Source organism: Citrobacter sp. Ct235, assembly GCF_030332305.1.
Lineage (GTDB): Bacteria > Pseudomonadota > Gammaproteobacteria > Enterobacterales > Enterobacteriaceae > Citrobacter_A > Citrobacter_A telavivensis.
This window is the reverse complement of record NZ_JAOWIC010000049.1, coordinates 928,241-938,556: the sequence shown is the minus strand read 5'-3', so window position 1 is coordinate 938,556 and position 10,316 is coordinate 928,241. Positions and strand designations below refer to the sequence as shown.

The following is a 10,316-nucleotide window of genomic DNA, read 5'->3' as shown; positions in this document are numbered from 1 at the left end:
GCTTATCCGACCTACATGATGGCGAACTGGTAGGCCCGGTAAACGAAGTGCCACCGGGCAAAGGTTACCTGCTGAAACGCTTTCTCGCTTTGCTCGAATCGAACCTTAATCGACACTTCTCATCCTTCCCGCATGGGCAGAATATAGGGCATTAGAGTTTGGATTTAAACGGGGACAATAGGGAAGTGATGGTGGCGGGGGAAGGATTATTCGTCGCTTCGCTCCTCACCCTTCGGGCCGTTACCTACGGTAACGTTCTCTCGCTTTCGCTCGAGTCGAACCTTAATCGAAGGCTCTCACCCTTCCCGGTAAGTGCAAACTTCTGCATAACTTATCGGGGTTGCTACATTGCCGTAGCAAATAATGGTGGCGGGGGAAGGATTCGAACCTTCGAAGTCGATGACGGCAGATTTACAGTCTGCTCCCTTTGGCCGCTCGGGAACCCCGCCAGGGGTGTGATGCTTTGATATCTCGAAAGAGATGGTGGTGGGGGAAGGATTCGAACCTTCGAAGTCGATGACGGCAGATTTACAGTCTGCTCCCTTTGGCCGCTCGGGAACCCCACCACAGGGTTTGGTGTTTCATAGCATGAAGGATTATCGTTACCTGCGGTAACGCTCTCTCGCTATGCTCGAGTCGAACGTCGAAGTCGATGACGGCAGATTTACAGTCAGCTACCTTATGATCGCTCGGGAACCCCACCACGGGGTAATGCGCTTTACTGGCCTGCTTCCATTTCGGGAAGCGGGGCGCATCATATCAAATGATGCGCCCCTGTAAAGCATTCCGGTGAGAAAAATAAACTGGTTGCCTGATTTTTACCCGCAAAGGTGTAAAGCTAACCAATTCATTTCTCAGTCGATTAAAGAATAATCGTCCGATTGCCGTAGACAAATACGCGCTGGGCAAGCACCTGATACAACGCGCGGCTCAGCACGTTCTTTTCGACGTCGCGCCCGGCTCGCATCATATCTTCCGCCGTGTAGGTGTGATCCACATGAATAACGTCCTGCATGATGATCGGACCTTCGTCCAGATTGTCATTCACATAGTGCGCCGTCGCGCCGATGATTTTCACTCCGCGCTCGTAAGCCTGGTGGTAAGGCCGTGCGCCAATGAACGCCGGCAGGAATGAGTGGTGAATATTGATAATTTTGTTCGGGAAGCGGGCCACAAATTCCGGCGTCAGCACGCGCATATATTTCGCCAGCACCACGTAATCCGGTTGGTGTGCGTCAATCGCGTCCGCCATCTTCTGGTCGTGCTCTTCGCGGGTTAAACCTTCATGACTGACCAGTTCGAAGGGAATTTCAAAACGCTCAACCAGCGAACGCAGCGTTTCGTGATTGCCAATCACCGCGGCGATATCCACATCCAGCCCGCCATAGTTGGCTTTCATTAACAGGTCACCCAGACAATGCGCTTCTTTGGTGACCAGAATCACCACGCGACGACGTCCGGCGGGATTCAACTCACGAATGGAGCCTTCCGGCAAGGCGCTGTCCAGATCGGCCAGCAGCGTGGAGTCGTTAAAAATCCCTTCCAGCTCGGTACGCATGAAAAAGCGCCCGGTTCGGTGGTCTACAAACTCATTGTTCTGCACAATATTCAGTTCATGTTTGTAGCAAATATTCGTAATCCGCGCGATAAGCCCTTTCTGGTCAGGGCAGATGGTACGAAGCACTTTTCGTTGTAAAGAATGCATTGCAGCGGTAATCCTGTTGATGATGTTTGCTAAGTGAATACTGTCGGGCGGTTGACTAGCCGCAGCATTTTTTAAATTTTTTACCTGAACCACAAGGGCAGGGGTCGTTACGTCCCAATTGCGGGCGTGTACCATCGATATAGTACCACTGACCGTTTTCTTTTAAAAAACGAGAACGTTCAATGATCGCCCCCGGTTTATCGTGTTCGCGAAAACGGGCGACAAAACTGACGTAGCCGGTGTTGTCGGCCTCAGAGACGGTGTGCTCGAAAACGGTTAGCCCCAACCATTCGGTCGTGGCAAATCCGGCACCGATCTCATCCCGAAAACGGGCCGCGTGACAGGTCGGATGCCAGGTCCTGATTAAATAATCTGCGTCTTTCATCACAAAAGCGCAGTAGCGCGAACGCATGAGGTGCGATGGATCGGGTGCGACTTGCTCACCAGACAGATATCGGTGGCAACATAGGCTATACTCGACTGCGCTACCACAGGGACAACGTTGAGACACAAAAAACTCCCTGATAAAAAAACGGCGTATAAAAAAAGCCTGGGTAGCACTATGTTAACTGAGCGTTGGAGATGTTGCTACGCCCGTAAGCCAGGGGAAGTCTGTCGGTCAAATGAGAAAAATGAAAATAGGTCTGGCGCTAGGCTCAGGTGCTGCGCGAGGCTGGTCGCATATTGGTGTCATCAAAGCCCTCAAACACATGGGCATTGATATTGATATCGTTGCAGGGTGTTCCATCGGTTCGTTGGTCGGTGCCGCCTATGCCTGCAATAAATTGCCCGCGCTTGAAGAGTGGGTTTGCTCGTTCAGCTATTGGGATGTCCTGCGTCTGATGGACCTGTCATGGCGAAGGGGCGGACTGCTGCGCGGCGAGCGCGTCTTCAATCAATACCGCAACGTCATGCCTGTGGCCGAAATTGAGCAGTGCAGTCGTCGTTTCGCAACGGTGGCGACCAATCTCAGTACGGGACGCGAATTATGGTTTACTGAAGGCGATCTCCATCTCGCCGTTCGCGCCTCCTGCAGTATTCCTGGCCTGATGTCTCCCGTCGCCCACAATGGCTACTGGCTGGTGGACGGCGGTGTCGTTAACCCGGTTCCCATCTCATTGACCCGCGCACTGGGCGCGGATATCGTGATTGCCGTCGATCTGCAACACGACGCGCATCTGATGCAGCAGGATTTGCTGTCGTTGAACGTCAGCGATGACAGTCCGGAGGGTGATGACGAAGGACTCTCCTGGCACGCACGCCTGAAAGAGCGGCTGGGTAATATCACCGCACGCCGCGTGGTGACCGCGCCAACCGCGATGGAAATCATGACCACCTCGATTCAGGTGCTGGAAAATCGCCTGAAGCGTAACCGCATGGCGGGCGATCCGCCGGACATATTAATTCAACCTTTCTGTCCACAAATCTCCACCCTGGATTTTCATCGTGCCAGCGCTGCCATAGAAGCAGGGCGGTTAGCGGTAGAGAAAAAGATGGACGAACTTTTGCCTCTGGTGCGTGCCGGCGTTTGACGCACCATTATTAACTACACTTAAGCATATTCTGACAGGCGTGTGTGGCAATAGCATGCCACTATTGAGTAGAGCCAGTCAGGGGAGAGAACATGACGCAGCCATTGGTCGGAAAACAGATTTTAATCGTTGAGGACGAGCCGGTTTTCCGCTCGCTTCTGGATTCCTGGTTTTCCTCTTTGGGAGCGACAACGGCACTGGCGGGCGATGGCTTAGAGGCTCTGGACCGTTTAACCGATTTCACGCCCGATCTCATGATTTGCGATCTCGCCATGCCAAGGATGAACGGCCTCAGCCTGGTGGAGCATTTGCGTAACCGCGGTGACCAGACGCCGATTTTGGTGATCTCGGCGACAGAGAATATGGCGGATATTGCCAAAGCCTTACGCCTCGGTGTGGATGACGTTCTGCTGAAACCGGTAAAGGACCTGACCCGGCTGCGGGAAACCGTGTTTGCCTGCCTTTATCCGAACATGTTTAATTCCCGTGTTGAAGAAGAAGAGCGCCTGTTTCGCGACTGGGATGCGATGGTGGACAATCCCGCCGCCGCCGCGAAATTGCTTCAGGAGCTTCAGCCTCCGGTACAGCAGGTTATTTCGCATTGCCGGGTCAATTATCGACAACTGGTTTCGGCGGATAAGCCTGGACTGGTTCTGGATATCGCGCCGCTCTCGGATAACGATCTCGCCTTTTATTGTCTGGACGTTACCCGGGCCGGTGACAACGGTGTGCTGGCGGCGTTACTTCTGCGGGCGTTATTTAATGGCTTGTTGCAGGATCAACTCGCGCATCAGAATCAGCGCCTGCCGGAACTGGGGGCATTATTGAAACAGGTCAACCATCTGCTTCGTCAGGCCAATTTACCCGGACAGTTCCCGCTATTAGTCGGCTATTATCATAGTGAGCTTAAAAATCTGATTCTGGTTTCGGCTGGACTCAATGCGACATTAAATACCGGATCGCATAATGTGCAGATCAGTAACGGCGTTCCGCTGGGAACGTTAGGCAATACCTACCTCAACCAAATTAGTCAACGCTGCGAAGCCTGGCAGTGTCAAATTTGGGGGGCAGGAGGTCGATTGCGCCTTATGTTGTCTGCGGAATGAACAATCGAGAGGGCGGATGCAAATTGCCGTACCTGCCTTTCTCTGCTGGTGCTACTATCAGCGCCAGTCTTATACGTATTTATCTTAATTATACGAACACGCATCCTTTTCGGACCTGAGGCTTGAGTCAGTCCTGATATACTCGATGCGATACAGATTGATGAACACGTTCAATACATGAACAGTCCAGGAGAATTTAAATGGCTGCCATTAACTCGAAAGTCAAAAAAGCCGTTATCCCGGTTGCGGGATTAGGAACCAGGATGTTACCGGCGACGAAAGCGATCCCGAAAGAGATGTTGCCGCTGGTTGATAAGCCATTAATTCAGTATGTCGTTAACGAGTGTATTGCTGCGGGCATCACTGAAATTGTGCTGGTGACTCACTCATCGAAAAATTCGATCGAAAACCACTTCGACACCAGTTTTGAACTGGAAGCGATGCTGGAAAAACGCGTTAAGCGCCAGCTACTCGAAGAAGTGCAATCTATTTGCCCACCGCACGTCACGATAATGCAGGTTCGTCAGGGGCTGGCAAAAGGCCTGGGCCACGCGGTATTGTGCGCCCATCCGGTAGTCGGTAATGAGCCTGTCGCCGTAATTTTGCCTGACGTTATTCTTGATGAGTTTGAGTCCGATTTATCCCAGGATAACCTGGCAGAAATGATTCGTCGTTTTGATGAAACCGGAAATAGCCAGATCATGGTTGAGCCGGTCGCTGATGTGACCGCATACGGTGTTGTTGACTGTAAAGGCGTGCCGCTGGCACCTGGCGAAAGCGTTCCGATGGTGGGCGTCGTTGAGAAACCGAAAGCCGATGTCGCCCCGTCAAACCTGGCGATTGTTGGCCGCTACGTGCTGAGCGCGGACATCTGGCCTCTGCTGGCGAAAACCCCTCCGGGAGCGGGTGACGAAATTCAGTTGACTGACGCTATCGATATGCTGATCGAAAAAGAGACTGTCGAAGCCTATCATATGAAAGGAAAGAGCCACGACTGCGGCAATAAATTAGGTTATATGCAGGCATTTGTGGAATATGGCATTCGACATAATTCACTTGGCAGCGAATTTAAGGCCTGGCTCGAAGAAGAGATGGGTATTAAGAAGTAACCAGACGTTATAATTAACGAACAGAGACGGCGCTGGTATCCAGTGCCGTTTTTTTATACGCACGCTTTATGGGGAATCGGTAGATCGCGGACATAAAAAATCCCGCAGAGCGCGGGATTTTAAGCAGGTAGATTACAGATTATTCCTTAATCAGGAAATCATCCAGTTGTTTACCTTGCTCTTCCATTGCTTTCTTGATCACTGCCGGAGTACGACCCTGACCAGTCCAGGTTTTAGTTTCGCCGTTTTCGTCAACGTAGCTATATTTAGCCGGACGCGCTGCACGTTTAGCTTTGGTGCCGGATTTAACCGCAGCCATGCTATTCAGCAGTTCATTCGGATCAATACCATCAGCAATCAGCATTTCACGATATTGTTGCAGTTTACGAGTACGCTCTTCAACTTCAGCCGCTGCCGCGCTTTCTTCTTCACGACGTTCGTTAACAACAACTTCTAATTTTTCCAGCATTTCTTCCAGCGTTTCAAGGGTACATTCTCTTGCCTGCGCACGAAGAGTACGGATGTTGTTCAGAATTTTAAGTGCTTCGCTCATTGTAGTAATCTCAAACTTATATTGGGGGTGGTTTGTTGAGCTAATAATAGAGCGTTAAATTCAGATGTGCAATAGCCAGGAATGTAAGGAATTCAAAATTGCCCTTTATTTTTTGCCAACAATAAATATCCGAACTTAAATTTTTCTTGAAGGAACGCACAAAAAAGGGCTTATTGGCTGAGCGGTTACTCCTTTTTTCAGTCGAAAACATCCGGATTCAGGTCACATTTTCACACGACGAAATAGACTCTCATCGTAGTGATTTCAACCTTTTGTATTAGTTTTGTTGATGGACACCGTCTATTACTCCGCAATAGTTATGTAGAACAGTAACAATAAGTTCAGGGTTTCCATTAGGGCGGTGTTGATAAGCAGTGTTGATGAATATCGAACGCACAATACGACAAGAATGGGATCCATCGCGCGTTGTTTGCTCAATTGTTAATTCGTATTTTCCGTACATTCACCTCTACAGATTTTTCGCGGGACGTGTGCTGGCGACGGAAGATATAGCCGACAGGTGCAGAACCAGGCACCGATAACGATTCAAATTATGCTACACTGCGCCCGTCTTTATTTCACTTTGGTGAGGGTCTGTGGCCGATGGCACAGCTATATTTCTACTATTCAGCAATGAATGCCGGTAAGTCGACTGCCTTACTGCAATCTTCATACAATTACCAGGAACGCGGGATGCGTACTGTTGTATATACCGCCGAAATAGACGATCGCTATGGCGCGGGGAAAGTGAGTTCGCGTATCGGGCTGTCTTCTCCCGCCAAATTGTTTAACCAGAATTCATCGCTGTATGAAGAGATTGCAACCGATAATGCGCAACAGCCTGTTCATTGTGTGCTGGTGGACGAATGTCAGTTTTTAACCCGACAGCAGGTTTATGAATTATCGGAAGTTGTTGATCAACTGGATATTCCGGTGTTGTGCTACGGATTACGCACGGATTTTCGCGGCGAACTGTTTGTGGGTAGCCAATACCTGTTGGCGTGGTCAGATAAGCTGGTTGAACTCAAAACCATCTGCTTCTGCGGACGTAAAGCAAGTATGGTGCTACGTCTTGATCAGGCGGGCAGACCTTATAATGAAGGCGAACAGGTGGTCATAGGCGGCAACGAGCGGTATGTGTCAGTCTGCCGTAAGCATTATAAGGAAGCGCTGGAGGAGGGGTCTCTGACAGCGATACAGGAACGCCATCGTCACGACTAACCGTCTGCCTTGATGAGCGGTTGGCGAAGTGCTCAGCCGTTCATTGACCCGACAGCAGTAACTGATTTCGGATATAAAAAAGCGGCCTCAACAGAGGCCGCTTTTACGTTGTGAATGCTCAGCGAGGATTAAGCGGATTTCTTCGCTTTTTTCTCTGCTTTCGGCGCGGCAGCAACTTCTTTCGCCGCCGGCGTTCCTTCAGAGTACTCACGACCGTAGAAGGTATCCATCAGGATCTGTTTCAGTTCGGAGATCAGCGGGTAGCGCGGGTTAGCGCCAGTGCACTGGTCATCGAATGCATCTTCAGACAGCTTGTCTACGTGAGCCAGGAAGTCTGCTTCCTGAACGCCCGCTTCGCGGATTGACTTCGGAATACCCAGTTCAGCTTTCAGGCTTTCCAGCCATGCCAGCAGTTTCTCGATCTTCGCTGCAGTACGGTCGCCCGGTGCGCTCAGACCCAGATGGTCTGCGATTTCAGCATAACGACGGCGTGCCTGCGGACGGTCATACTGACTGAAGGCAGTCTGCTTGGTCGGGTTGTCGTTCGCGTTGTAGCGAATAACGTTGCTGATCAGCAGTGCGTTTGCCAGGCCGTGCGGAATGTGGAACTGAGAGCCCAGTTTGTGCGCCATTGAGTGACAAACACCGAGGAAGGCGTTCGCAAACGCGATACCGGCGATGGTGGCTGCACTGTGAACACGTTCACGGGCTACCGGGTTTTTAGACCCTTCGTTATAGGACGCCGGCAGGTTTTCTTTCAGCAGTTTCAGCGCCTGCAGTGCCTGACCGTCGGAGAACTCAGAAGCCAGTACGGAAACGTAAGCTTCCAGGGCGTGAGTCACCGCATCAAGACCACCAAAGGCACACAGTGATTTCGGCATCTCCATCACCAGGTTGGCATCGACAATCGCCATATCCGGGGTCAGGGCATAGTCAGCCAGCGGGTATTTCTGGCCGGTTGCATCGTCGGTCACAACCGCGAACGGCGTGACTTCAGAACCGGTACCGGACGTGGTGGTGACCGCGATCATTTTCGCTTTCACACCCATTTTCGGGAACTTGTAGATACGTTTACGGATATCCATAAAGCGCAGCGCCAGTTCTTCGAAGTGCGTTTCCGGATGTTCGTACATGACCCACATGATTTTCGCGGCGTCCATCGGGGAACCGCCACCCAGCGCGATGATAACGTCTGGTTTGAAGGAGTTTGCCAGTTCAGCGCCTTTACGGACGACAGAAAGCGTTGGGTCAGCTTCCACTTCAAAGAACACTTCGGTTTCAACGCCAGCGGCTTTCAGCACAGAGGTGATCTGGTCTGCATAACCGTTGTTAAACAGGAAGCGGTCAGTCACGATGAGCGCACGTTTGTGGCCATCAGTAATCACTTCATCCAGCGCGATTGGCAGTGAGCCACGGCGGAAGTAGATAGATTTCGGAAGTTTGTGCCACAACATGTTTTCAGCTCGCTTAGCAACGGTTTTCTTGTTGATCAGGTGTTTCGGACCAACGTTTTCAGAGATGGAGTTACCACCCCAGGAACCACAACCCAGAGTCAGGGAAGGTGCGAGTTTGAAGTTATACAGGTCACCGATACCACCCTGAGATGCCGGGGTGTTGATCAGGATACGAGCGGTTTTCATCATCTGACCGAAGTAAGCCACGCGTTCCGGCTGGTTGTCCTGGTCGGTATACAGGCAAGAGGTGTGACCGATACCGCCCATGGCGACCAGTTTCTCTGCCTTAAGCACGGCGTCTTCGAAATCTTTCGCACGGTACATCGCCAGCGTCGGGGACAGTTTTTCGTGAGCGAACGGTTCGCTCTCATCAACCACTTTCACTTCACCGATCAGAATCTTGGTGGTTTCCGGTACAGAGAAACCTGCCAGTTCAGCGATTTTATATGCGGGTTGACCTACGATAGCAGCGTTCAGCGCGCCATTTTTCAGGATAACGTCCTGAACGGCTTTCAGCTCTTTGCCCTGCAGCATGTAGCCGCCGTGGCTGGCGAAACGTTCACGAACGGCGTCGTATACGGAATCAACCACAACAACAGACTGTTCAGAAGCACAGATTACGCCGTTATCGAAGGTTTTAGACATCAGTACGGATGCAACAGCACGTTTGATATCAGCGGTTTCGTCGATAACCACCGGAGTGTTACCTGCGCCCACGCCGATAGCGGGTTTACCGGAGCTGTATGCCGCTTTCACCATGCCCGGACCACCGGTCGCCAGAATCAGGTTGATATCTGGGTGGTGCATCAGTGCATTAGACAGTTCTACGGAAGGTTGATCGATCCAGCCAATCAGGTCTTTCGGTGCGCCAGCCGCGATAGCCGCCTGCAGCACGATATCTGCCGCTTTGTTGGTCGCATCTTTCGCACGTGGGTGCGGAGAGAAGATGATTGCGTTACGAGTTTTCAGGCTGATCAGGGACTTAAAGATCGCCGTAGAGGTTGGGTTAGTGGTAGGTACGATACCGCAGATGATACCGATAGGTTCAGCAATGGTGATGGTCCCGAAGGTGTCGTCTTCAGACAGCACGCCGCAGGTTTTTTCATCTTTGTAAGCGTTATAGATGTACTCAGAAGCAAAGTGGTTTTTAATCACTTTATCTTCGACGATACCCATGCCGGATTCGGCAACGGCCATCTTCGCGAGAGGGATTCGAGCATCTGCAGCGGCCAGAGCGGCGGCGCGGAAGATTTTATCAACTTGTTCTTGAGTGAAACTGGCATATTCACGCTGGGCTTTTTTGACGCGCTCGACGAGTGCGTTAAGTTCAGCGACATTAGTAACAGCCATAATGCTCTCCTGATAATGTTAAACTTTTTTAGTAAATCATCTGCTCGATACGTGAGTATAGACAGCGGGCGTTAGTTTGCATAACGGCCAGAAAATCAATTGGTTACTTAACGTCCAGTTTGCTCTGATTTACTAAAAGAGTTTATGCGTCAGCGGCATCTAACTCTAACGCGTTACTTTCAGGTGGCGTAAGCAAGGTTACTCACTTCTGAGTAGCGATTACGTGATCTGGATCAAGATTTGTCAAAGCTGACACCTTTCAGCAGGCCCTTTTAGCCCTTAACGC

Annotated in this window: 8 protein-coding genes, 2 tRNA genes and 1 other RNA gene; 4 read left to right on the top strand and 7 right to left on the bottom strand. The window is 51.1% G+C overall.

Features of this window, described 5'->3' with window-relative positions; all coding sequences use genetic code 11:
- Nucleotides 1-189: 189 nt before the first annotated feature.
- From OGY35_RS21545 to OGY35_RS21525, 5 genes are all read right to left on the bottom strand, one after another.
- Nucleotides 190-321, bottom strand: a non-coding RNA gene (locus OGY35_RS21545) — RtT sRNA.
- A gap of 43 nt (nucleotides 322-364) precedes the next feature.
- Nucleotides 365-449 (bottom strand) — tRNA-Tyr (locus tag OGY35_RS21540).
- A 32-nt stretch (nucleotides 450-481) separates the two neighbouring features.
- Nucleotides 482-566, bottom strand: a tRNA-Tyr gene (locus OGY35_RS21535).
- A 296-nt stretch (nucleotides 567-862) separates the two neighbouring features.
- Nucleotides 863-1,705, bottom strand: coding sequence for a formyltetrahydrofolate deformylase (gene purU / locus OGY35_RS21530; RefSeq protein ID WP_152404318.1), 843 nt, complete (start codon nucleotides 1,703-1,705; stop codon nucleotides 863-865).
- Nucleotides 1,706-1,760: 55 nt separating this feature from the next.
- Nucleotides 1,761-2,216 (bottom strand): YchJ family protein, encoded by a 456-nt coding sequence (locus OGY35_RS21525; RefSeq protein ID WP_152404321.1) that lies wholly within the window; start codon nucleotides 2,214-2,216, stop codon nucleotides 1,761-1,763.
- 112 nt (nucleotides 2,217-2,328) lie between these two features.
- On the opposite strand from OGY35_RS21525, the gene rssA reads away from it, so the two are divergent.
- The 3 genes from rssA (at nucleotide 2,329) to galU (ending at nucleotide 5,452) form a co-directional block, all read left to right on the top strand.
- The gene (gene rssA, locus OGY35_RS21520) at nucleotides 2,329-3,237 is read left to right on the top strand and encodes a patatin-like phospholipase RssA (protein ID WP_152404323.1); all 909 of its coding nucleotides are present in this window, start codon (nucleotides 2,329-2,331) and stop codon (nucleotides 3,235-3,237) included.
- 92 nt (nucleotides 3,238-3,329) lie between these two features.
- On the top strand, nucleotides 3,330-4,343 hold the full coding sequence (gene rssB / locus OGY35_RS21515; RefSeq protein ID WP_152404325.1) for a two-component system response regulator RssB: 1,014 nt from the start codon (nucleotides 3,330-3,332) through the stop codon (nucleotides 4,341-4,343).
- Between the two features lie 200 nt (nucleotides 4,344-4,543).
- On the top strand, nucleotides 4,544-5,452 hold the full coding sequence (gene galU / locus OGY35_RS21510) for a UTP--glucose-1-phosphate uridylyltransferase GalU (protein ID WP_152404327.1): 909 nt from the start codon (nucleotides 4,544-4,546) through the stop codon (nucleotides 5,450-5,452).
- Between the two features lie 139 nt (nucleotides 5,453-5,591).
- Here galU and hns read toward each other — a convergent pair whose 3' ends face one another.
- Complete coding sequence (gene hns, locus OGY35_RS21505; RefSeq protein WP_042318627.1) at nucleotides 5,592-6,005, bottom strand: histone-like nucleoid-structuring protein H-NS; 414 nt, start codon at nucleotides 6,003-6,005, stop codon at nucleotides 5,592-5,594.
- A 603-nt stretch (nucleotides 6,006-6,608) separates the two neighbouring features.
- Between hns and tdk the strand changes: the two genes are divergently transcribed.
- The gene (tdk, locus tag OGY35_RS21500) at nucleotides 6,609-7,226 is read left to right on the top strand and encodes a thymidine kinase (RefSeq protein WP_178825973.1); all 618 of its coding nucleotides are present in this window, start codon (nucleotides 6,609-6,611) and stop codon (nucleotides 7,224-7,226) included.
- A gap of 128 nt (nucleotides 7,227-7,354) precedes the next feature.
- Here tdk and adhE read toward each other — a convergent pair whose 3' ends face one another.
- Nucleotides 7,355-10,030: a bifunctional acetaldehyde-CoA/alcohol dehydrogenase gene (adhE, locus tag OGY35_RS21495; RefSeq protein WP_286633414.1), complete on the bottom strand. Its 2,676-nt coding sequence runs from the start codon at nucleotides 10,028-10,030 to the stop codon at nucleotides 7,355-7,357.
- Nucleotides 10,031-10,316 lie beyond the last annotated feature (286 nt).

Coding starts and splice junctions, on each gene's coding strand:
- purU (WP_152404318.1), bottom strand. CDS start 1,705: ATGCATTCTTTACAACGAAAAGTGCTTCGTACCATCTGCCCTGACCAG.
- rssA (WP_152404323.1), top strand. CDS start 2,329: ATGAGAAAAATGAAAATAGGTCTGGCGCTAGGCTCAGGTGCTGCGCGA.
- rssB (WP_152404325.1), top strand. CDS start 3,330: ATGACGCAGCCATTGGTCGGAAAACAGATTTTAATCGTTGAGGACGAG.
- galU (WP_152404327.1), top strand. CDS start 4,544: ATGGCTGCCATTAACTCGAAAGTCAAAAAAGCCGTTATCCCGGTTGCG.
- hns (WP_042318627.1), bottom strand. CDS start 6,005: ATGAGCGAAGCACTTAAAATTCTGAACAACATCCGTACTCTTCGTGCG.
- tdk (WP_178825973.1), top strand. CDS start 6,609: ATGGCACAGCTATATTTCTACTATTCAGCAATGAATGCCGGTAAGTCG.
- adhE (WP_286633414.1), bottom strand. CDS start 10,030: ATGGCTGTTACTAATGTCGCTGAACTTAACGCACTCGTCGAGCGCGTC.